The organism is Ferrovibrio sp. (genome assembly GCF_046297595.1).
In the GTDB taxonomy this organism is placed as follows: domain Bacteria; phylum Pseudomonadota; class Alphaproteobacteria; order Ferrovibrionales; family Ferrovibrionaceae; genus Ferrovibrio.
The window spans coordinates 211,026-230,973 of sequence record NZ_JBKBHT010000006.1; the positions used below are offsets into that span (position 1 = coordinate 211,026).

Annotated in this window: 22 protein-coding genes; 10 read left to right on the forward strand and 12 right to left on the reverse strand. The window is 63.3% G+C overall.

Annotation, left to right across the window (positions count from 1 at the left end; translation table 11 throughout):
• Window positions 1-9: 9 nt before the first annotated feature.
• On the reverse strand, window positions 10-1,374 hold the full coding sequence (locus ACK4FJ_RS16400) for a PleD family two-component system response regulator (protein WP_409767803.1): 1,365 nt from the start codon (window positions 1,372-1,374) through the stop codon (window positions 10-12).
• A gap of 18 nt (window positions 1,375-1,392) precedes the next feature.
• Window positions 1,393-1,767, reverse strand: coding sequence for a response regulator (locus ACK4FJ_RS16405; RefSeq protein WP_409767804.1), 375 nt, complete (start codon window positions 1,765-1,767; stop codon window positions 1,393-1,395).
• Window positions 1,768-1,897: 130 nt separating this feature from the next.
• On the opposite strand from ACK4FJ_RS16405, the gene ACK4FJ_RS16410 reads away from it, so the two are divergent.
• Window positions 1,898-2,581, forward strand: coding sequence for a hypothetical protein (locus ACK4FJ_RS16410; RefSeq protein WP_409767805.1), 684 nt, complete (start codon window positions 1,898-1,900; stop codon window positions 2,579-2,581).
• Between the two features lie 2 nt (window positions 2,582-2,583).
• Entirely contained in the window at window positions 2,584-3,498 is a 915-nt protein-coding gene (locus ACK4FJ_RS16415; RefSeq protein WP_409767806.1) for an ROK family protein, read from the forward strand.
• Window positions 3,499-3,502: 4 nt separating this feature from the next.
• On the opposite strand, the gene ACK4FJ_RS16420 is transcribed toward ACK4FJ_RS16415, so the two are convergent.
• On the reverse strand, window positions 3,503-4,354 hold the full coding sequence (locus tag ACK4FJ_RS16420; RefSeq protein WP_409767807.1) for an EipB family protein: 852 nt from the start codon (window positions 4,352-4,354) through the stop codon (window positions 3,503-3,505).
• Between the two features lie 554 nt (window positions 4,355-4,908).
• Between ACK4FJ_RS16420 and ACK4FJ_RS16425 the strand changes: the two genes are divergently transcribed.
• A complete protein-coding gene (locus ACK4FJ_RS16425) occupies window positions 4,909-5,109 on the forward strand; it encodes a hypothetical protein (RefSeq protein WP_409767808.1) in 201 nt (66 codons plus the stop codon).
• A gap of 57 nt (window positions 5,110-5,166) precedes the next feature.
• Here ACK4FJ_RS16425 and ACK4FJ_RS16430 read toward each other — a convergent pair whose 3' ends face one another.
• On the reverse strand, window positions 5,167-6,330 hold the full coding sequence (locus tag ACK4FJ_RS16430) for a Shedu immune nuclease family protein (protein ID WP_409767809.1): 1,164 nt from the start codon (window positions 6,328-6,330) through the stop codon (window positions 5,167-5,169).
• 110 nt (window positions 6,331-6,440) lie between these two features.
• Window positions 6,441-6,680 carry a ribbon-helix-helix protein, CopG family gene (locus tag ACK4FJ_RS16435; RefSeq protein WP_409767810.1) on the reverse strand — a complete coding sequence of 80 codons (240 nt, stop codon included), beginning with the start codon at window positions 6,678-6,680 and terminating at the stop codon, window positions 6,441-6,443.
• Window positions 6,681-6,875: 195 nt separating this feature from the next.
• On the opposite strand from ACK4FJ_RS16435, the gene ACK4FJ_RS16440 reads away from it, so the two are divergent.
• The 7 genes from ACK4FJ_RS16440 (at window position 6,876) to ACK4FJ_RS16470 (ending at window position 11,763) form a co-directional block, all read left to right on the forward strand.
• Window positions 6,876-7,586 carry a GGDEF domain-containing protein gene (locus ACK4FJ_RS16440; protein WP_409767811.1) on the forward strand — a complete coding sequence of 237 codons (711 nt, stop codon included), beginning with the start codon at window positions 6,876-6,878 and terminating at the stop codon, window positions 7,584-7,586.
• Between the two features lie 148 nt (window positions 7,587-7,734).
• A complete protein-coding gene (locus tag ACK4FJ_RS16445) occupies window positions 7,735-8,196 on the forward strand; it encodes a RidA family protein (RefSeq protein WP_409767812.1) in 462 nt (153 codons plus the stop codon).
• A gap of 4 nt (window positions 8,197-8,200) precedes the next feature.
• The gene (locus ACK4FJ_RS16450) at window positions 8,201-8,665 is read left to right on the forward strand and encodes a RidA family protein (protein WP_409767813.1); all 465 of its coding nucleotides are present in this window, start codon (window positions 8,201-8,203) and stop codon (window positions 8,663-8,665) included.
• 11 nt (window positions 8,666-8,676) lie between these two features.
• Window positions 8,677-9,432, forward strand: a complete 756-nt coding sequence (locus ACK4FJ_RS16455; protein WP_409767814.1) for a glycerophosphodiester phosphodiesterase — start codon at window positions 8,677-8,679, stop codon at window positions 9,430-9,432.
• Window positions 9,429-10,616 (forward strand): GNAT family N-acetyltransferase, encoded by a 1,188-nt coding sequence (locus tag ACK4FJ_RS16460; RefSeq protein WP_409767815.1) that lies wholly within the window; start codon window positions 9,429-9,431, stop codon window positions 10,614-10,616. Before ACK4FJ_RS16455 ends, ACK4FJ_RS16460 begins: the two co-directional genes overlap by 4 nt.
• A gap of 52 nt (window positions 10,617-10,668) precedes the next feature.
• Window positions 10,669-11,097, forward strand: coding sequence for an HIT family protein (locus ACK4FJ_RS16465; protein WP_409767816.1), 429 nt, complete (start codon window positions 10,669-10,671; stop codon window positions 11,095-11,097).
• 324 nt (window positions 11,098-11,421) lie between these two features.
• Window positions 11,422-11,763 (forward strand): tetratricopeptide repeat protein, encoded by a 342-nt coding sequence (locus tag ACK4FJ_RS16470; protein ID WP_409767817.1) that lies wholly within the window; start codon window positions 11,422-11,424, stop codon window positions 11,761-11,763.
• Here ACK4FJ_RS16470 and ACK4FJ_RS16475 read toward each other — a convergent pair.
• The 7 genes from ACK4FJ_RS16475 to ACK4FJ_RS16505 all read right to left on the reverse strand — a co-directional run bounded on the left by ACK4FJ_RS16475 (window position 11,760) and on the right by ACK4FJ_RS16505 (window position 19,835).
• Window positions 11,760-12,698: an ABC transporter permease gene (locus ACK4FJ_RS16475; RefSeq protein WP_409767818.1), complete on the reverse strand. Its 939-nt coding sequence runs from the start codon at window positions 12,696-12,698 to the stop codon at window positions 11,760-11,762. The two genes, ACK4FJ_RS16470 and ACK4FJ_RS16475, sit on opposite strands and share 4 nt — an antisense overlap.
• Window positions 12,695-13,687: an ABC transporter permease gene (locus ACK4FJ_RS16480; RefSeq protein WP_409767819.1), complete on the reverse strand. Its 993-nt coding sequence runs from the start codon at window positions 13,685-13,687 to the stop codon at window positions 12,695-12,697. Before ACK4FJ_RS16480 ends, ACK4FJ_RS16475 begins: the two co-directional genes overlap by 4 nt.
• 59 nt (window positions 13,688-13,746) lie before the next feature.
• Window positions 13,747-15,357 (reverse strand): ABC transporter substrate-binding protein, encoded by a 1,611-nt coding sequence (locus tag ACK4FJ_RS16485; RefSeq protein WP_409767820.1) that lies wholly within the window; start codon window positions 15,355-15,357, stop codon window positions 13,747-13,749.
• Window positions 15,358-15,510: 153 nt separating this feature from the next.
• Window positions 15,511-17,868, reverse strand: a complete 2,358-nt coding sequence (gene clpA / locus ACK4FJ_RS16490; protein WP_409767821.1) for an ATP-dependent Clp protease ATP-binding subunit ClpA — start codon at window positions 17,866-17,868, stop codon at window positions 15,511-15,513.
• Between the two features lie 15 nt (window positions 17,869-17,883).
• Window positions 17,884-18,213, reverse strand: coding sequence for an ATP-dependent Clp protease adapter ClpS (gene clpS, locus ACK4FJ_RS16495; RefSeq protein WP_409767822.1), 330 nt, complete (start codon window positions 18,211-18,213; stop codon window positions 17,884-17,886).
• A 172-nt stretch (window positions 18,214-18,385) separates the two neighbouring features.
• Entirely contained in the window at window positions 18,386-18,907 is a 522-nt protein-coding gene (locus ACK4FJ_RS16500; RefSeq protein ID WP_409767823.1) for a phasin family protein, read from the reverse strand.
• Window positions 18,908-19,100: 193 nt separating this feature from the next.
• Window positions 19,101-19,835, reverse strand: coding sequence for a hypothetical protein (locus ACK4FJ_RS16505; protein ID WP_409767824.1), 735 nt, complete (start codon window positions 19,833-19,835; stop codon window positions 19,101-19,103).
• Window positions 19,836-19,948 lie beyond the last annotated feature (113 nt).

The following is a 19,948-nucleotide window of genomic DNA, read 5'->3' on the forward strand; positions in this document are numbered from 1 at the left end:
ACCCGGCTGTCAGGCCGACCGGTAGATGATCCGGTTGCGTCCGCCGTTCTTGGCTTCGTACAGCGCCTCGTCGGCGCGCTTGAGCAGGGAATCGGCGTTGTCGTTCGGCCCTGACGACGTGCAGCCGATCGAACAGGTGACGGTCAGTTCGCCGGCATTGCGCGTCGCCACCGGCTTGTCGGCGAGTGCATGCAGCAGGCGGTTGGCGACCACCTCGGCGGAATCCAGATCGGTGTCTGGCATCAGCACGACGAATTCCTCGCCGCCATAGCGGCAGGCCATGTCGATGCCGCGAATGTTGCGCACGATGCGGTTGCCCACTTCGCGCAGCACCTCGTCGCCCGCCTGGTGGCCGTGGGTGTCGTTGACCTGCTTGAAATGGTCGAGATCAAGGATCACCACAGCGGTGCCGTGCTGGCTGGCGCTCTGACTCAGCAGGGTCGCCAGATGCGAGGCCATGTAGCGGCGGTTATACAGGCCGGTGAGCGGATCGGTCACCGCCATTTCCATGCTCTGCTGGTAATGCTGCCGCAGACGGTCCTGATAGCGCTTGCGCCGCGCCTGCGCCCGCAGGCGGGCGATGAATTCGTTGCGGTCGATCGGCCGCACGACATAGTCGGTGACGCCGATCTCCAGGCCCTTCACCAGCTGCTTCTGGTCGTCCGGCCCGACCAGCAGCAGGATCGGTACATTGCGGGTTTCCTCGGTGGTGCGGAACTGCGAGCAGAGCCGCAGGCCATCGGGATTCTGCAGGCTGAGGCTGACCACCACGGAATCATATTCGGTCTGCCGGGCGCGGTTCAGCGCCTCCATGCCATCGGCGATCAGCTCGGTGCGGAACTGGCCTTCCAGCATGCGCTGCAGCCGCACCTGGTCGCGTGGATTGTCTTCCACCAGCAGGATCTGCGCCGCGGCGTAATCCTCGTCCAGTTTCGGCACCGGCGGCGAGATCACGCCCAGCGACGCGGATGTGCGCTCGCGCATGCGCAACTCATCGAGCATCAGCTTGACGCGCAGCAGCGATCGCACGCGCGCGAACATGGCGACATCGTCGACAGGTTTGGTGAGGAAATCGTCGGCGCCGGAACTCAGGCCCTGCACCCTGTCTTCCGGGTCGCCCAGTGCGGTGACCATGATCACCGGGATATGCGCCGCGTCGGGATCGGCCTTCAGCCGGCGGCAGACCTCGAAGCCGTCCATGCCCGGCATCATCACGTCGAGCAGGATCAGGTCGGGTTTCTGGCTGGCGACGGCATCCAGCGCCTCCGGCCCGGAGCCGGCGGTGATCACCTCGTAATATTCGCTGGTCAGCTTGGCTTCCAGCACCTTGATATTGGTGCGGATGTCATCGACGACCAATATGCGCGCGGTCATCGGGAATCAGTGCTGGCTTCAGGCCCGGGGCTCAAGGAACTGCTTCACCGTCTCGATGAACTTGCCGACCGAGATTGGCTTGGCGATATAGGCGTCGCAGCCGCCCTCGCGCATCTTCTCCTCGTCGCCCTTCATGGCAAACGCGGTGACGGCGACCACCGGGATGGTGCGCAGGTTGTCGTCTTCCTTGATCCACTTGATCACTTCCAGGCCGGAAACCTCGGGCAGCTGGATATCCATCAGGATCAGGTCGGGCCGATGCTTACGCACCATGGCCAGCGCTTCCATGCCATCCTTGGTCTGCAGGGTCTCGTACCCATGCGCATCAAGCAGGTCGTGGAACAACTTCATGTTAAGTTCGTTGTCCTCGACAATCAGTACTGTCTTGCTCATCAGACGCCTTCCCCGGATATTCTATCGCTGCCCTGCGCCATATTTTCCTGAGTATCCAGGATTTTGTAGCATCATGGCGTGGCCCGGCCAAGCCGTTTACCATGACAATAGTTAGTCCAATATAGAGACGATGAGCCAGATTCCCGACCGAATTCCGCCCCTTCCCGCGCCGGTTGCCGAGCAGATCGCCGGGCTAACCTTTACGGCAGGACAGCCCCTGATCATCGTCGATGCCGACGAGGTGCTGTTCTATTTCATGCGGGGATTGGAGACCTTCCTGACCGGGCGCGATCTCTATTTCGACTGGGCCTCCTATGCCCTGTATGGCAACATCCGCCAGCGCGCCGACGACCTGCCGGTGGCGGCCGAGCTGCTGCATCCCCTGCTGCAGTGCTTTTTCGACGAGGCGACCGAAAGCCTCGAGCCGGTGGATGGCGCGGCGGCCGCGCTGGAAACCCTGAGCGCAAAAGGCCGCGTGCTGGTGCTGAGCAACGTGCCGATGTCGGCCCGGCAGGCGCGCCAGCGGGCCTTGCAGCGCCATGGCATGGATTTCCCGCTGATCGCCAATACCGGGCCGAAAGGCCCTGCCGTAGCGGAATTGCTTACCCGCGCCGCCGCCCCGGCCGTGTTCATCGACGACATCCCCCACAATCACGCCTCGGTGGCCAAACTGGCGCCAGCGGCGCATCGGCTGCATTTCATCGCCGATCCGCGCCTGGCCGCCCTGCTGGGTCCGGCCGAGGATTGCCACCATCGCGCCGAAACCTGGCCCGACCTGCAGCGCCTTATTACCGGCCTGCTGGAGCCGACCTGACCATGCGCATCGGCATCGACCTGGGCGGCACCAAGATCGAGGCCATCGCCCTGGCCGATGATGGGCGTATTCAGGCCCGCCGCCGCGTGCCGGCCCCGCGCGGCAGCTATCACGCAACAGTGACCGCCCTTCGCGACCTGACCGCCGCCGTGGCGGCTGAGGCCGGAGAGACGACAATCAAGGCCCCGGTCGGGGTGGGGATTCCGGGCACCATCTCGCCGGCCACCGGCCTGATCAAGAACGCCAACTCCACCTGGCTGATCGGCCATCCGCTGGACCGCGACCTGGCCGAGGCGACCGGACGGCACGTGCGGCTGGCCAACGACGCCAACTGCTTTGCCCTGTCGGAAGCCAGTGACGGCGCCGGCGCGGGCCACGCCGTGGTATTCGGCGCCATCCTCGGCACCGGCTGCGGCGCCGGCATCGTGGTGAACGGCCATGCCCTGACCGGCCCGAATGCCATCGCCGGCGAATGGGGCCACAATCCGCTCCCTTGGCCCCTGCCCGATGAATTGCCCGGCCCGCTCTGTTACTGCGGCAAGCATGGCTGCCAGGAAACCTTCCTGTCGGGCACCGGGCTGGAGCTGGACTTCCGCACTTACACCGGCCGCGACCTGGACGGCCCCGCCATCGTGGCGGCAGCGGAAGCCGGCGATGCGGCGGCGGAAGCCACCCTGCAGCGCTACGAACACCGGCTGGCCCGCGGCCTGGCCGCGATCCTCAACGTGATGGACCCCGACATCGTCGTGCTGGGCGGCGGGCTGTCGAATCTCGCGCGCCTCTATCAGAACGTGCCGCGCATGTGGGGCGCCTATGTCTTCTCCGACACCGTGACCACACCATTGGTGAAGAACCGCCACGGCGACAGTTCCGGCGTGCGCGGCGCCGCCTGGTTATGGGCGCCGGGCGAGGCCTGAACCGTCAACACGGATCGCGCGGCTTCAGCTCCAGGAATTTGAGCGTCGCGCGGATCGCGTAGTCGCCGTAATCGAACACGATGTCGTCGACCACGCCATTCTCGAACAGGCGGTAGGCGATTTCGTAATCGGGCGTGTCCTGCGTCTTGTCGGAGGTGAAATAGGCCAGCCGCACGCGCCAGGACCGCTGGCCCTTCAGCGGCGCCAGCAGCGGCGTGTCGCCAGCCTCGACCGGCAGTTCGCCGCCGACGAAGCCGCCCACCTCGCTGTAGCCCTCGGCCGAGGCGCCGTCGAAGATCGCCGCATGCAGCCAGTTGCCGCCGGTGCGCGCCATCTGGATCAGGCGCATGGTGTGCTCGGTGGGGAATGCCGTGCCGGCCGGCAGGGCCAGTTCGGTATCCTCGGGCTGGGTGAAGCGCACCAGGCCGGATTCGCCGCGGCCTTTCAGCTTGCCCTCGCCGGCCAGTTCCTGTTCGAGGTCGCCATTCACCTCGTCCTTCATCTTGAAGCGGAAGCGCTGGCCATCGAGCGATTCCCAGGAATTCAGCACCATGTCGTTGATCAGCGTACCGTCCTCGGTGTTGGTCTCGATCAGGAAACGCTGGTTCAGAACATAGCCGTCGCAGGCATGCACGAATTCCAGGCTCAGCCCCCCGGCGATGCCGTTGCGGTAGTTGCGGGCATCGAGCTTGGCGATGGACAGGCCATAGAGCGCCTTGTGGCTGACCAGGCCCTGCGCGATGGCCGCCATGTCGCTGGCATCGGCGGCGCGCGCAACAACGGGCGCGGTGCCGGCCGGCAATGCGGCCAGGGCGAGCAGCAGGATGAAAACGCGCAATCTGGCAACAGCCGACATGGGGGCCTTCGAATTGGGCCGGATATGGCCCGGCGCTGAAAAAATGATGCGACTCAAGAATACCCTTCGCACTGCAAGAAAGAAACGCCTGCCCAATGCACGGGTCGTTTACAGCACCATCCGGGACCGTTTGCGACCATTCGTGACGGTTTGGGTCCGTTCCGGTCCATTCGGGTCCGTTCCGGTCCATCTGGGTCCATTCAGGTTCGTTTGGGTTCGTCACGCTTCGTTTGACTTCGTTACTGCTCGTTCGTGTTCGTTTTGCTTCGTTACGCTTCGTTTGTGTTCGTTTGGCTTCGGTACTGCTCGTTACGCTTCGTTTGGCCTACCGGCGCGGATCAGGCCTTATGGCGCCTTATGGCGACCTAACGGACATTATCGCCGCTTATCGCATACACCCGCATGCCATGACGGGCCTGAAATCCGGCCCGGAGCACCAGCCTTGGTAATAATGCTTGACTCCACAGGAACATTATAGGAACTTTTAGCACAAAGTCCAGACCTCATACTATGGCCCGACCACAAGCACCGCCGGGGGCCGGAGGCAGGCAGCCATGACCAGGACAGCACCCTCCTCCACCAAGGCATCGCCCCGCCAGCGCGCGACCATAGGCCCGCAGAGCCTGAAAGCCATGGGCCGGGACTTCCTCGATCAATGGCATGCGCTGGAGGGCGGCGCGGCCATTGCCGAAACCCGTATCCATTTCCAGACGCTGGCCGATGCCGCCCGCATCGATATTGAAATCAGAATGTAGTGCTGGAGGTGGTGAGCCGCGCACTAAAATCGTGACCTGCTCGATTGCCCTTCAGCGCTAGTGACTGCGAGTAATGAACCTCGCGCGTTCAAGCAACTCATCGAACGTTACGATATCAATGCTGCGGTTCTCGCGCCGGAACAATTCGAAAGTGTCGCGCATTAGATTGGAATCTCTGGAGCTATCAGCTTTCGTGAATTGATCCCGCGAACCAATTACTAAGATACTTTTTGCATTTCTGGTGCGCGCCGCCAGAATCTCGGTGCCTGATTTATTATAGTGCTCGCCAGTTGAGGCAAATGATGACCACTCCGCCTTCTGCTCGATAATCTGGGAAATGGCGCTCACAAATTCCGGGCTAAATTCCCATGTTCCGGCGCGACCACCTCGGATTGCCCTGAAAATTGGAGTGTCAGGCTTCTTGATTTCGACAAGCACAGTGTAGTCCGTGAAACTCATAAGAAAGTCGATCACAGGTTTGTTCTGGTTGTCAGTGCCGCCAGTCCCGACTGTCATCTCTCGGCCAAATTGTCGCATTACGCGATAATCGAGGCCATACCCGAAAACCCACTGCTCACGCTCAAAGAAGTCCTGCCATTGCGTCTCACTCCAATCTCCGAGGCGCATGTGCTTTTCATATTCCTCCAGGCCTTGCCTGCGCCCAAGAAGGATATTGATTTCTTCGTCAGTTAACGAAGGTTGGAGTTCATGCAGAAGGCGGTTCCTCTGTCCTTCTGACATGCCCTTGATCCGATCAATAATTGCGCGATCTGACGCATCAATAATTGTTTTCGGCCCCGCCTTCGTAGATATGTCTTCTATCTGGAAATTTTCTTCATTTGACAGGTCTATAAACTCAATCTGGGATAGGAAATCGAGAAGCCGGCGGAATTCATCTGCCCTGAAAGTAAATTCGTCTTTTTCGATGGCCTCAATCCAATCTCCCGCGCGTGTCTTGAAGGTTTGAAGGCTCAGCCGCTTGATCTTCTTGTCATCTTGAGTGATGAGGGCAGTAACCTGCGTTTTGCGCGTATTGCCCGTCAGGCGAAGGCACATCGCGCCGTCAATTTCGCCAAAGTGAACTTGATCGCTCCCTTCAATCGCTATTCTAACATGGCGAACGCGTTCCGAGTTTCGCGCATTAAAGGTGAAGACCTTTGAAATATAAGTCTTGGCCTGTTTGCGAAGGTTAAAGTATTTGACTTCGTCTTCGTCATTCATGCTTTGCGTTTCCTTGGAGTAATCGGGGACAGGCCACAATTCTTTTCATCTCCGGCTGCATTCGAAGCCGTTGAAGTGATCAATCAGAATCGCGGAATTGAGCGGGCCTTTCACCGCTCCCACTCGTCCCGCAATTTGTCCTGCCACACGAGACCATCTCCGCCTTCCCACAGGCCTTTGGTCTTTTGCACCAAATCGGCCAGATCGTTTTTGCCGCGCCGCTCGTCCTCGGCGCGATAGCGCGCCACGGCTTCGCGCACCAAAGCCGTCATCGGCCGGCCGGTCTCCCGCGCCTTGCGGTCGAGCCAGGCCCTGTCTTCCGGGTCTAGGGTGATGACGGTGCGGACCATGGCGGAAGCCGGAGCATTTGTTGGATGCCCGGAATGATACCGCCCGGGCAAGCCGGGACAAACTGAAAGCGGACGTCCACTCCCACCCCGATCCGCCCGGCAAATCCTGCCGGCCCACACGCGCCACCAATACCGGTTTTCCGCCATTTTCTGCTGGCATACGGCTTGCTTTGTCATGGTGTGAGGACAAACACCATGATGCCCGCAAACGATTTCCCGATTTCTTCCTGGCCCGCCGATGCGGGCGACGCCCAGGCTGCGTCCCACCATGCCGGCCCCGGTTTCGCCAGCCTGGTGCTGCGGCTGCGGCTGGCGTTGCGGCGCGACCCCGATCCGCGCAAGCGCGAACTGGTGGAGCAGATCCTGACGGCGGCGGCCGAGAGCGAGCAGCGGCTGGTGGAGCAGCAGGCGCGCATCGACGAATTGCAGGCGATGTCGTCCACCGACGAACTCACCGGCCTGCCCAACCGGCGCGCTTTTGAATCCTTCATGACGGCCGAGCTGGCCCGTGCGCGGCGCGAGCAGCGCGGCGGCTGCCTCGCCTTCCTCGACCTCGACCGCTTCAAGGCGATCAACGACCGCCACGGCCATGCCGCCGGCGATGCCGTGCTGCGGCAGATCGCCCTGCGCCTGCGGCCCGCCGCGCGCGCCACCGACTGCCTCGCCCGCCTGCATGGCGACGAATTCGTGCTGGCCATGCCCGGTGCCAGCCTGGCCCAGGCCGAGAGCCGCCTGGCCGACCTGACCGCGCAGATCGAACGCCAGCCCCTGCGCCACGGCGATGCCCTGATCCCGACCGGCCTGAGCTATGGCTTCGCCGCTTACGATGGCGATACCGACCTCAAGACCCTGCTGCGCGACAGCGACCGGGCCATGTATGCCCGGAAGCAGGCGCGGCGTTCCTGAACCGGTCGCTCCCGAACCCGGCCAGCTCCAATCACCTTATCGGCATAACCCGATACCCTGCCGGTGCCCATGTCTTCTGGGTGCGTTGCCATGGCGCCGGCTTCCGGGCTAGAACCGGTCATCCCCCAGATGACCGGAAAGGCCCACCATGAGCCACGACGCCCGCCTCGCCGCCCTCAAGATCGAACTGCCCAATCCCGCCGCGCCGGCTGCCAATTACGTGCCGACCGTGATCGCCGGCAATCTGCTGTTCGTGGCCGGCCAGATCACCATCTTCAATGGCGAAGTGCGCTATCTGGGCAAGCTGGGCGCCGACATGGATTTGGAGACCGGCAAGCAGGCCGCGCGGCTCTGCGGCCTCAACATCATCGCGCAGGCCCGTGCGGCTTTGGGCGGCAGCCTGGATCGCGTGAAGCGCGTGGCCAAGCTGGGCGGCTTCGTGAACTGCACGGCCGATTTCATCGACCATCCCCAGGTGGTGAACGGCGCCTCCGACCTAATGGTCGAGGTGTTCGGCGATGCCGGCAAGCATGCCCGCTTTGCCGTCGGCGCCGTGTCGCTGCCGCGCGGCGTGTCGGTGGAAGTGGACGCCATCTTCGAGATCGCCTGACCGTATGAGCAAGGTTGCGGCCCGATTGAAGGCGATGGGGCTGGAACTGCCGCCGCAGCACCCGCCCACCGGCAATTATGTCGGCTTCGTCACGAGCGGTAACCTCGTGCATGTGGCCGGCGTGGGCCCCACCTGGGGCAGCGCGGTGCGCTACAGCGGCAAGGTTGGCGGCAGCCTCAGTTTCGAGGACGGCTACGCTGCTGCGCGGCTGACCGCGCTGAACCTGTTGGCCCATATGCAGGCGGCCTGCGGCGGCGACCTGGATCGCATCGCCCGCTGCGTCAAAGTCTTTGCGCTGGTCAATGCCGGCCCGGATTATACCGATGCCCATAAGGTGGCCGATGGCGCCACCGACCTGATCGCTGCAGTCTTCGGCCCAGAGAACCTGCCGGCCCGTGCCGTCACCACCACCCTTGCCCTGCCCTTCGACATCGCCTTCGAGGCCGATGCCGTGTTCCTGCTGCATTGAGATTGAAGACCATGAGCAAACGCGACCTGCCGAAATGGCTGACCAGGACGCCGGTGGCCCATCGCGGCCTGCATGACATTGCCAAGGGCGTGCCGGAGAATTCACGGCTGGCTTTCCAGAAGGCGATCGATGCCGGCTTTGCAATCGAGACCGATGTGCGCATCACCGGCGATGGCCAGGTGGCGGTGTTCCACGACCCGGACCTGACCCGGCTGTGTGGGCGCGAGGGCATCGTGAAGCGCATGCCGCTGGCCGAATTGAAACCACTGACGCTGCTGGGCACGCAGGAAACCGTGCCGAGCTTCCGCGACCTGCTCGACCAGGTGAAGGGCCAGGTGCCGCTGGTGGTGGAACTGAAGAAGGACAAGGGCGAATTGCCGGGCCAGTTGGAGGAAAGCGTGGCCCGCATGCTGCAGCATTATCCCGGCCCCTTCGTGGTGCAGTCGTTCAATCCGCGCACCGTGAAATGGTTCCAGAAGCATGCGCCGCAGATCGTGCGCGGCCAGATCGCCACCAACATGGCCGACATGACCAAGGGCCTTGGCTGGTTCACCCGGTGGCAGCTGAAGCGCGCCCTGATGAACGGCTATGGCGAGCCGGATTTCCTGGCCTATGACGTGCGCGACCTGCCGTCGGAGATCACGGCGGCGGCGCGGCGGCGCGGTTTGCCGATTTTAAGCTGGACCGTGCGCACGCCGACCGAACGCGCCCGCGCGGCAGCCCATGCCGACAACGTGATCTTCGAGGATCTGTCTACGGCGGCATGACTGGCAGCGTGGGTTCCAGCAAACGGATAGACCTGCGCAGCCTGAAGCGCGTCGCCGACCTGGCCGCGTCGGACTGGGATCGCTGCGCGGGGCAGGACAATCCCTTTATCAGTCATGCCTTCCTCGACGCGCTGGAGCAATCGGGCTGCGTGACGCCACGCACCGGCTGGCAGCCTTTGCATCTGGTGGCCGAGATCGGCGGCGCGGTGGCCGGCATCCTGCCGCTGTATGTGAAGGGCCACAGCCAGGGCGAATACATCTTCGACCATGGCTGGGCCGAGGCCTATGCCCGCGCCGGCGGCCAGTATTACCCCAAACTGCTATCGGCCGTGCCCTTCACGCCGGTGACCGGGCCGCGTTTCCTGGTGGCGCCGGGGCAGGATTTCGGCGCCGTCGCATCGGCGCTGCTGCACGGCGCGCAGGGCATCGCGAACCAGCACGGACTCTCGTCGCTGCATGTGAATTTCCTGCCCGAGGAGCAGGCGGACTGGGCCGGGCAACAACCCGACCTGCTGCTGCGGCTGGGCGAGCAGTTTCACTGGCTCAACGAGGGCTATGCCGATTTCGAGGCCTTCCTCGCCGCCCTCGCCTCGCGCAAGCGCAAGGCGATCCGCAAGGAACGGCGCGATGCCGTGGCGGCAGGCATCGAGATCGTCACGCTGCAGGGCGGCGACCTGAAGCCCGAACACTGGGATGCCTTCTTCGAGTTCTACATGGATACCGGCAGCCGCAAATGGGGCCGACCCTATCTGAACCGCGACTTCTTTTCCCGCCTGCACGACAGCATGGCCGAACGGGTGGTGCTGGTGATGGCGCGCCGCGCCGGCCGCTGGATCGCCGGGGCCTGGAACATGCTGGGTTCGGATGCGCTCTACGGCCGCAACTGGGGCTGCAGCGAATACCATCCGGGGCTGCATTTCGAATGCTGCTACTACCAGGCCATCGACTATGCCATCCGCCATGGCCTGGTCCGCGTGGAGGCCGGCGCCCAGGGCGAGCACAAGCTGGCGCGCGGCTACCTGCCGGTGCCGATCCATTCCGCCCACTGGATGGCCGATCCGGGTTTCCAGCAGGCCGTTGCGCGCTATCTGGAGGAGGAGCGCGCCTACATGGCCGGCATGATCGAGGCGCTGGACCAGCATTCACCTTTTCGTCAGGTGCAGGCCGAGCCCGAAACGGAATAGTCTGTCTTGGCCCAGCCGGCTAAGATCGGCGGAAAAGAACGGGAGGACTCGGATGGCTGCCATGCCGCAGGATGCCGGCTGCATCTTCTGCAAGATCGTGAAGGGCGAAGCGCCCAGCTTCAAGCTCTATGAAGACGATCTCACTTTCGCGATCATGGACATCAACCCCTTCATGCCCGGCCATGCCCTGGTGCTGAGCAAGGGCCATTTCGCCAACCTGCACGAGGCCAGCGACGAGAGCGTCGCCGCCGTGGCGCGCACGGCGAAGAAGATCGCCGCCGCCGTCAACGAGGCCGTGAAGCCCGATGGCATCAACATCGTGCAGGCCAATGGCCAGGGCGCAGCGCAGTCGGTGCTGCATTACCATGTGCATGTGCTGCCGCGCCGCTTCGGCGACAATGGCAGCCTGAACTGGAACCTGACGCCCGGCGATCACGAGGGCATCGCAAAACTGGCCGCCGATATCCGGGCCTGCCTGTGATCCGTTTCGCGGGTATTGCATTGGGGCTGCTGTGCCTCGCCCTGCCCGCCGCGGCGCAGGACCTGACGGCATCCTGCCGCGAGGAAGCCCAGCGCGGCCTGACCAGGGCCTGCGAGGCCGCCATCGCCAGGCAGCCGCGCGATCCGGCCCTGTTTTCGCTGCTGGGCGAGGCGCATTTCGCCAGCGGTTTTTACGGCGAGGGCCTGAAGGCCTTCCGGCACGCCATCGCGCTGTCGGATGGCAAGTCCGAATATCGCTACCGCTATGCCGGCTATGCCGCGCTGATCAACGACTATCCGCAGGCCCGCCGAACTGGAACTGCTGGTGAAGGACGAGCCGAACCATGTGAAGGCCTGGTCCCTGCTGGCCGACTGCTACCGCTACATGAAGGACAAGCCGCAGGCCGTGCGGGCCGGCCGGCGCGCCGCCGAACTGGGCGATCCGGCCGAGGCCTATGCGCTGGGCGTGCGCTACGGCAGCGGCGACGGCGTGCCGGCCGATCTGCGCGAGGAACTGCGCTGGCTGGAACGCGCGGCGCAAAGCGGCTACGTCGCCGCCATGCAGGAACTGGCCCGGCTTTATGCCGAAGGCCAGCCCGGCCTGCCGCCCGACGCGACGAAACAGCGCCAGTGGGAAGACGCCGCGCGCAAGGCCATGAAGAACTAGCGCAGCTTGGGATTCAGCGCGTCGCGCAGCCAGTCGCCCAGCACGTTCACCGCCAGCACCAGCAGCACCAGCGTCAGCGCCGGGAAGAAGGTGATCCACCATTCGCCGCTGAACAGGAAGCTCTGGCCGACACGGATCAGCGTGCCCAGCGAGGGCTGGGTCGGCGGCACGCCGACGCCGAGGAAGCTGAGCGTCGCCTCCGACAGCACCGCCAGCGCCAGGCCCACGGTGGCCAGCACCAGCACCGGACCCAGCGTGTTGGGCAGCACATGGCGCAGCACGATCACCCAGGAGGGCTGGCCGATCACGCGCGCAGCGGCGACATAATCCTTGTTGCGCTCGACCATGGCGGCCGACCGCGCCACGCGGGCGAATTGCGGCCAGTCGGCCACGCCGATGGCGAAGATCAGCACGAAGATGGCAATCTCGTTATGCAGCTCGCGCGGCAGCGCCGTGCGGGCAACGCCGTCGATCATCAGGGCGATCAGGATGCTGGGGATGGTGAGCTGCACATCGGCCGCGCGCATCACCACCATGTCGAGCCAGCCGCCGCGATAGCCGCACAGCACGCCCAGCAGGGTGCCGAACACGGCCGCGAAAGAAATCGCGGCAAAACCCACCAGCAGCGAGATGCGGCTGCCATAGAGGATGGTGGAAAACAGGTCGCGGCCCTGGTCGTCGGTGCCGAGCAGATAGGTTCGCATGCCCTGTTCCGTCCAGGCCGGTGGAGTGAAGGCATCCATCAGCTTCACGGCGCCGGGATCGAACGGGTTGAACGGCGAGACCAGCGGCGCGAATACGGCGGCCAGGATGATGGTCAGCGCCACCACGGCGGAAACCACGACCGCGGGCGAGCGGCGGAAGCTGTAGGCCAGGTCGCTGTCGTACCAGCGGCGCAGGGTCGCCATGGGGCTGCCTGTCGCGGCGCTGCTCATGTCGCCCTCCCCGCCGCCTTGGCGCGGTCGACACGCAGCCGCGGATCGATCAGGAAATAGATCAGGTCCACGGCCAGGTTCAGCACCACGAACATGGCGCCAACCATCACCAGATAGGCCGCCATCACCGGAATATCGGCGAAGCCCACCGCCTGGATGAACAGAAGGCCCATGCCGGGCCACTGGAACACGGTTTCGGTGACGATGGAAAAGGCGATCAGCGAGCCGATCTGCAGGCCGACGATGGTGATCACCGGCATCATGGTGTTCTTCAGCGCATGGCGGAAATGCACGATGCGGTCGGTCAGGCCGCGCGCGCGGGCGAACTTGATATAGTCGGTGCGCAGCACTTCCAGCATCTCGGTGCGCACCAGGCGCAGCACCAGGGTGAGCTGGTACAGACTGAGCGTGATGGCCGGCATGACGATGGCAGCCCAGCCGGATTTGGTGAGCAGGCCGGTGCTCCACCAGCCCAGTTGCACCACCTCGCCGCGCCCAAAACTGGGCAGCAGGTCGAACTGCACCGACAGCAGGTAGATCAGGCCGATGCCGATCACGAAGGTGGGCAGTGACACGCCGACCAGGCTGGAGGTGAGGATGAACTGGCTGACCCAGCTGTCGCGGCGCAAAGCCGTATAGACACCGAGCGGCAGGCCGACGGCCAGCGCCAGCAAGGCGGAAAGGAAGACCAGTTCCAGCGTCGCCGGCAGGCGTTCCTGGATCAGGACGGCGACCGGGCGCTTGAGGCGATAGGACAGGCCGAAATTACCTTCGGCGGCGTTGAGCAGGAAACGGCCGAACTGCACGGGCGCGGGATCGTTCAGGCCAAGCTGTTCGCGCAGCTCCTGGCGGTCGATCGTGGTGGCTTCCTGGCCGACCATGTTGTTGATCGGGTCGCCGATGTAATTGAACAGAAGGAACGCGACCAGCGCCACGGCAAGCATCACTGCCACCGCCTGGGCCAGGCGTCCGACGATATAACCGAGCATGGGGCTTTACTTACTAAAGAGGCTGCCGCCCCCGGCAGAACCGGAGGCGGCAGGTCCGATTACTTCATCTTGGCGAAGTGGAAGCGCGGCACGTTGTCCGCGATGATCGGCATGTCGAGCTTGTCGCTCATCGCCCAGTTCAGCACCTGGTGATGCAGCGGCAGGTAGATGATCTCATCGTTGACGATCTTCCACGAATCCGCGATCAGCTTGTCGCGCTTGGCCTGGTCGAGCTCGTTCAGCATGGCGTTGATCATGCCGTCCAGCTTGGGGTTCGAGTAGTTGGTGAAGTTCCAGGCGCCATTCTTGCCGTCCGGGGTCTGCACCAGATACGAGAACACATAATGCGAGTCGAAGGTCGGCACGCCCCAACCGAGCATGAAGAAGCTGGTATCCTTCTTCTGCAGCTTGGGGAAATGCAGGGTCTTGGACTGCGCCACCAGCTCGACCTTGATGCCGACCTGCGCCAGCATGCCGACCACCGCCTGGCAGATGCCCTCGTCGTTCACGTAGCGGTCGTTCGAGCAGTCGAGACGGATGCCGAAGCCATTCGGATAGCCGGCATCCTTCAGCAGCGACTTGGCCTTGTTCACGTCATAAGGCAGGCGCTTGTCGATGGCCTTGTCGTAGCCATGCACGCCGGGCGAGGTGATCATGCCGGCGATCACGGCATCGCCGCGCATCACCTTCTGGGCGATCGCGTTCATGTCGATGGCGTGATACATGGCCTGGCGCACGCGCTTGTCGGCCAATGGGTTCTTGCCCTTCACGTCGGAGTATTTCAGCTCGGCGCTGCCGACATCCAGGCCAAGGAAGATCGAACGGATCTCATTGGTCTTCTTCACCTGCAGTCCGGGCGAGCGCTTGACGCGCTCCACATCCTGCACCGGCACGTCGAGCACGAAATCGAGCTGGCCCGAGATCAGCGCAGCGACGCGGGTGGCCGGCGTGGTGATCGGGGTATAGACGATCTCGTCGATGTTGTGCGGATTGTCCTTCAGGCCCCACCAGTTCGGGTTCTTCGCCATCACCGTGCGGACATCCTGCTCACGCAGCTTGAGCATGAACGGGCCGGTGCCGTTGGTGTTGCGCACCGCGAAGGTCTCTTCCTTGTCCTTGTAGGATTGCGGATTGACCACGTTGTTCTTCTCAGCCCAGGCCTTGGACATGATGAAGATGTTGGCGATCTGGTTCGGCAGGATCGGATTCGGACCGTTGGTCTCGACATGCACGGTCTGCGCGTCGACCTTCTTCACGTCCTTGACGCTGGCGATGTAGGTCTTGAAATCCGAGTTCGGATGCTGCGCGCGCTTCACCGAGAAGACCACGTCATCTGCGGTGAAATCGCTGCCGTCATGGAACTTCACGCCCTGGCGCAGCTTGAATTCCCAGGTGGTGTCGTTGACCGGCTTCCACGAGGTGGCCAGTGCCGGCACGAATTTCAGGTCTTTGCTGTAGCCCACCAGGCCTTCATAGGTCTGGAAGCTGCCGGTACGGGTCAGGCCCTCGTTCTGGCTGTGCGGGTCCATGGTCAGGTAATCGCCCTGACTGGCCCAGCGCAGCGACTTGGCCTGCGCGAATGCCTCTCCACCCATCAGCGGCATCGCCAGCGGCGCGGTCAGCGCAAAAGCGCCCGCCAGCAATGCAGCCTTCAATCGAAACATGGCCATAAACTGCCTCCTTGTTTTTATGTCGCAACGTCGCGTGGCGAATGAGCACAAGCCAATCGGCCACGCGCGTCCTGGGCGCGACTGTAATTTTATGGAGAATTTATGTCTACGGATTCGCGGTCCGCGATCCGCTGCCGTCAGGCAAGCCAACCTTCAGTGTACGTACTCGGGTACCTTCCCGCCGCCATCGCCGGCAGAGCCGCCCTTGTCGCCCCCGGCCTTGTCGGCCGTAAACTCGAAGGCTAGCTTGTCGTCAGCCACCTTGACCAGAACATGGCCGCCCTTGGCGAGTTGCCCGAACAGCAACTCGTCGGCCAGCGGCTTCTTGATGTTTTCCTGGATCACGCGTCCCAGCGGGCGGGCGCCATACAGCTTGTCGTAGCCGCGTTCGGCCAGCCAAGCGCGCGCCTCGTCGGTCAGTGCGATGGTGACGTTGCGGTCGGCCAGCTGGCCTTCCAGCTGGGCCACGAACTTGTCGACCACGCGGTTGATCACATCGGGCGACAGCGCCGCGAAGGGAATCACCGCATCCAAGCGGTTGCGGAATTCGGGCGTGAACAGCTTCTTGATCGCTTCCTCGTCCTCGCCTTCCTTCATGTCGCGGCCAAAACCGATGGCCTGTTTCGACATCTCGGAAGCGCCAGCATTTGTGGTCATGATCAAAACCACGTTGCGGAAGTCGACATGCTTGCCGTTGTTGTCGGTCAACTTTCCGTGATCCATGACCTGGAGCAGGATGTTGAACAGGTCGCCATGGGCCTTCTCGATCTCGTCGAGCAGCAGCACGCAATGGGGATGCTGATCGACCGCATCGGTCAGCAGGCCGCCCTGGTCGAAACCGACATAGCCCGGCGGTGCGCCGATCAGGCGGCTGACGCTATGGCGCTCCATGTATTCCGACATGTCGAAGCGGATCAGCTCGACGCCCATGATATGGGCGAGCTGGCGCGCCACTTCGGTCTTGCCCACGCCGGTGGGGCCTGAGAACAGGTAATTGCCGATCGGCTTTTCAGGCTCGCGCAGGCCGGCGCGCGCCAGCTTGATGGCGCTGGCCAGCGCATCGATGGCCTGGTCCTGGCCATAGACCACGCGCTTGAGTTCGGCATCCAGATTGCGCAGGCTTTCCTTGTCCTCGCGCGACACCGACTTGGGTGGGATGCGGGCGATCTTGGCGACGATGGCCTCGACCTCCTTCACGCCGATGGTCTTGCGCCGCTTGCTTTCGGGCTTCATCAGCTCGGCCGCGCCAACCTCGTCGATCACGTCGATGGCCTTGTCGGGCAGCTTGCGGTCGTTGATGTACTTGGCCGACAGCTCCACCGCGGCCTTGATGGCATCCTCGGTGTAACGCACGCCGTGATGCTGCTCGTAATAGGTCTTGATGCCCTTCAGGATCTTCACGGCATCGGGCAGCGACGGCTCGTTCACGTCGATCTTCTGGAACCGGCGCAGCAGGGCGCGGTCCTTCTCGATGTAGGAACGGAATTCCTTGTAGGTGGTCGAGCCGATGCAGCGCAGCGCGCCGGAAGCCAGCGCCGGCTTCAGCAGGTTGGAAGCATCCATCGCTCCGCCCGAGGTGGCCCCGGCACCGATCACGGTATGCATCTCGTCGATGAACAGGATCGAGCCGGGCTGGGCTTCCAGTTCCTGCATCACCTGCTTCAGACGTTCCTCGAAATCGCCGCGATAGCGCGTACCGGCCAGCAGGCTGCCCATATCGAGCGCGTAGATGGTGGCATCCTTCAGAATCTCGGGCACCTCGCCGCGCACGATGCGGCGCGCCAGGCCTTCGGCGATGGCGGTCTTGCCCACGCCGGGATCGCCGACATAAAGCGGATTGTTCTTGGTGCGGCGGCACAGGATCTGGATGGTGCGCTCGATCTCCGCCTCGCGGCCGATCAGGGCGTCGATCTTGCCGGCCCGCGCCTTGTCGTTGAGATTGACGCAATAAGCCGTGAGCGCTTCCTTGTCCTTGGACGCATTCCGCTCGCGCTCGCCGCGCTCGGCACGTTCGGCGCGCTGCTCCACGTCGCTGTCGGCACCGCGCACGGGACGACGCTCGTTGCGGGTCGGCGCCTTGGCCACGCCATGGCTGATGTAGCTGACTGCGTCCAGACGCGTCATGTCCTGCTCCTGCAGGAAGTGCACGGCATGGCTCTCGCGTTCGGAGAAGATCGCCACCAGCACGTTGGCGCCGGTCACCTCCTCGCGGCCGGAGGACTGCACATGGAACAGGGCGCGCTGCACCGCGCGCTGGAAACTCAGGGTCGGCTTGGCGTCCTGCGACACGCCGGCCACGAGGCCGCGCAGTTCCTCATCGATGAAATTCCCCAGCCGCTGGCGCAGCTTTTCGACATCGACGTTGCAGGCGCGCATCACGGCGATCGCATCCTGGTCTTCGGTCAGGGCGAACAGCAGATGCTCAAGCGTGGCGAATTCATGTTTCTTTGCACCGGCGAGCGACAGGGCCCGGTGCAGAGTCTGTTCAAGCGTGCGGGAGAAAGATGCCATGCGCCGTTGCCTCCCTCAGTCGCGTTCCATGGTGCATTGCAGCGGATGCTGGTGCTGGCGCGCGAAATCGATCACCTGCGTCACTTTGGTCTCGGCCACCTCGTAGGTGAACACGCCGCAAATCCCGACGCCCTTCTGATGGACATGGAGCATGATCTGCGTGGCTTCCTCGCGGGCCTTGTTGAAAAAGCGCTCCAGCACGTAAACGACGAACTCCATCGGCGTGTAGTCGTCGTTCAGCAGCAGCACTTTGTACATGGGCGGCTTCTGCGTCTTCGGCCGGGTCTTGGTGACCACGCCGACCTCGGTGCGCCCGCGCCCGTCACGTCCATCCCGTTCGCTCATGCCTCAAGTCCAAGCTTACAGCGGCACCAGAAAAGCGGTGCACGGAAGGATGATATGGCCTCAAGCGTTAAAAATACCAGCACCCTTGGCACAAAAAAAGAGCCCGGTGTGACCACCGGGCTCCAGACGCAATGTACTCTGGGGAGGAAACTTGGGCTGCGGGCCCGCCTGATCAGGCGGCCAGCGGCTTCACCATCTTCTCGACGGTGGCCTGGACCTGCGCATTGATCGGGGCGAAGGTCTCCTGGGCGACCTTGGTGGCCACTTCGCTCAGCTTGGTGGTGTGAGCGGTGTAGGCCTCGAAGGCGCTCTTGGCGAAATCGTTCTGCAGTTCGATCAGTTCCTGCAGGGTCTTGGCACCCATCATCGCCTTGGTGGCCGAGATCTGGTCCTCGATCTGGTTCTTGGTGAAAGCCATCACCTCGGCATTGATGCTCTCGAAGCCCTTGGCGGCGACATTGCCGGCCGACACGAGGGCCTCAACCTGGTTCTTGCCCAGCTTGGCGGCGTCATCGACGGTCTTGGCGACGGCGTCGAAGCGCTCCTTGCTCACCGAAAAGGCCTTTTCGACGGCTTCGGTCGAGGCCTTCAGGGCCTTTTCCATCTGCTCCTTGGAAGCGAACATCACCGCTTCGTAGGGATTGCCGTTCAGGGCTTCGGTTTCGATCTTGGTGGTCTTGCTCTTGGTAGCCATGGGGAAACGTCCTTGCTTGTCCGGTTGGGTAACAGGGCCGGACCCGCTTTGCGGGGGCGGCGGCTCAATCAATGCTGCGCTGCAACAAGACTAAAATAAGGGCAGATATCCTTCGGGTCAACCAAAAAATTGTGCGGCGCACAAAATTCTTGTGCGCCGCAGCGTTACATTCAAGTAATTCTTTTTATTTCAGTTAGTTAATTGTTCCTTGCGAGTAGCGCAGGCCATTGCCATGCACCTGATAGCGGTGGGGAATCGACCTGCTGCCACTGGGATCGGTTGTATTCAGATAGCTGCTGTAGGGTGGCAAAGGCACTTGCTGGGGCCGCCGGACGGCCACCCCCGTCTTGTCGAAAGGCTGGAGGGCTTCGAGCAGCGGCACCGCCATGCGGTCGAATTCCGCCGAAGGCCATGCCCAGGCATGGAAATGGAAATTGCCATCCCGGCAGGCACTCGCCGTCCAGTAGAAGCTGTCGCCGCGCAGGAACAGGTCCTGGGGGGCTGGGGCCTCGAAACCGGTGGCCGAGATGGCCTGTTTCAGGCGGGCATATTCGGCCTCGTTCAGGCGGTACATCGCCCGCTGCCCCCGCCAGGGCGCGAGCGGGTCACGGACCGAGATCGGATTATGGGGATCGTTCAGGTTCGGCCGGCCGATGGCCTGCATTTCCAGCATGGCGCCGCCATCGGCCATGGCGCTGATGTCGTAGGTGCGCCGCTGTTCATCCTCGACGGCATTGTAGACCAGGCGGTAGCGCTCGGGCTGCCCCGCCTGGCAGGCCCGGGCGATGTCGTCCCCGCCGACATAGCGCTGCCAGGTCAGGCTGCGCAGGAAGGGGTCGTCCGTGGGCCCCACGGCGGCACAGCCTGCCAGCAGGAAAAAAGCGCCGGCAACGGCGGAAAAGGCTGGGAACGATTTCTTAAGCGGCATGGGTCTAGGCTTTCCATTTGTCGTGCCAGGCGGAGGAATACTCCGAATGAATCTAGCAGATTCAATTTGTTAGGAAACAATCCGCTGGACAAGGGGTGGCATGGTTAATATCC

Excerpts from the sequence above, each read along its gene's own strand:
- ACK4FJ_RS16445 (WP_409767812.1), top strand. The coding sequence starts at position 7,735 with ATGAGCCACGACGCCCGCCTCGCCGCCCTCAAGATCGAACTGCCCAAT.
- ACK4FJ_RS16500 (WP_409767823.1), bottom strand. The coding sequence starts at position 18,907 with ATGGCTACCAAGAGCAAGACCACCAAGATCGAAACCGAAGCCCTGAAC.
- clpS (WP_409767822.1), bottom strand. The coding sequence starts at position 18,213 with ATGAGCGAACGGGATGGACGTGACGGGCGCGGGCGCACCGAGGTCGGC.
- ACK4FJ_RS16405 (WP_409767804.1), bottom strand. The coding sequence starts at position 1,767 with ATGAGCAAGACAGTACTGATTGTCGAGGACAACGAACTTAACATGAAG.
- ACK4FJ_RS16430 (WP_409767809.1), bottom strand. The coding sequence starts at position 6,330 with ATGAATGACGAAGACGAAGTCAAATACTTTAACCTTCGCAAACAGGCC.
- ACK4FJ_RS16400 (WP_409767803.1), bottom strand. The coding sequence starts at position 1,374 with ATGACCGCGCGCATATTGGTCGTCGATGACATCCGCACCAATATCAAG.
- ACK4FJ_RS16415 (WP_409767806.1), top strand. The coding sequence starts at position 2,584 with ATGCGCATCGGCATCGACCTGGGCGGCACCAAGATCGAGGCCATCGCC.
- ACK4FJ_RS16465 (WP_409767816.1), top strand. The coding sequence starts at position 10,669 with ATGGCTGCCATGCCGCAGGATGCCGGCTGCATCTTCTGCAAGATCGTG.
- ACK4FJ_RS16475 (WP_409767818.1), bottom strand. The coding sequence starts at position 12,698 with ATGAGCAGCGCCGCGACAGGCAGCCCCATGGCGACCCTGCGCCGCTGG.
- ACK4FJ_RS16505 (WP_409767824.1), bottom strand. The coding sequence starts at position 19,835 with ATGCCGCTTAAGAAATCGTTCCCAGCCTTTTCCGCCGTTGCCGGCGCT.
- ACK4FJ_RS16485 (WP_409767820.1), bottom strand. The coding sequence starts at position 15,357 with ATGGCCATGTTTCGATTGAAGGCTGCATTGCTGGCGGGCGCTTTTGCG.
- ACK4FJ_RS16455 (WP_409767814.1), top strand. The coding sequence starts at position 8,677 with ATGAGCAAACGCGACCTGCCGAAATGGCTGACCAGGACGCCGGTGGCC.
- ACK4FJ_RS16450 (WP_409767813.1), top strand. The coding sequence starts at position 8,201 with ATGAGCAAGGTTGCGGCCCGATTGAAGGCGATGGGGCTGGAACTGCCG.
- clpA (WP_409767821.1), bottom strand. The coding sequence starts at position 17,868 with ATGGCATCTTTCTCCCGCACGCTTGAACAGACTCTGCACCGGGCCCTG.
- ACK4FJ_RS16425 (WP_409767808.1), top strand. The coding sequence starts at position 4,909 with ATGACCAGGACAGCACCCTCCTCCACCAAGGCATCGCCCCGCCAGCGC.
- ACK4FJ_RS16435 (WP_409767810.1), bottom strand. The coding sequence starts at position 6,680 with ATGGTCCGCACCGTCATCACCCTAGACCCGGAAGACAGGGCCTGGCTC.
- ACK4FJ_RS16440 (WP_409767811.1), top strand. The coding sequence starts at position 6,876 with ATGATGCCCGCAAACGATTTCCCGATTTCTTCCTGGCCCGCCGATGCG.
- ACK4FJ_RS16460 (WP_409767815.1), top strand. The coding sequence starts at position 9,429 with ATGACTGGCAGCGTGGGTTCCAGCAAACGGATAGACCTGCGCAGCCTG.
- ACK4FJ_RS16480 (WP_409767819.1), bottom strand. The coding sequence starts at position 13,687 with ATGCTCGGTTATATCGTCGGACGCCTGGCCCAGGCGGTGGCAGTGATG.
- ACK4FJ_RS16410 (WP_409767805.1), top strand. The coding sequence starts at position 1,898 with ATGAGCCAGATTCCCGACCGAATTCCGCCCCTTCCCGCGCCGGTTGCC.
- ACK4FJ_RS16420 (WP_409767807.1), bottom strand. The coding sequence starts at position 4,354 with ATGTCGGCTGTTGCCAGATTGCGCGTTTTCATCCTGCTGCTCGCCCTG.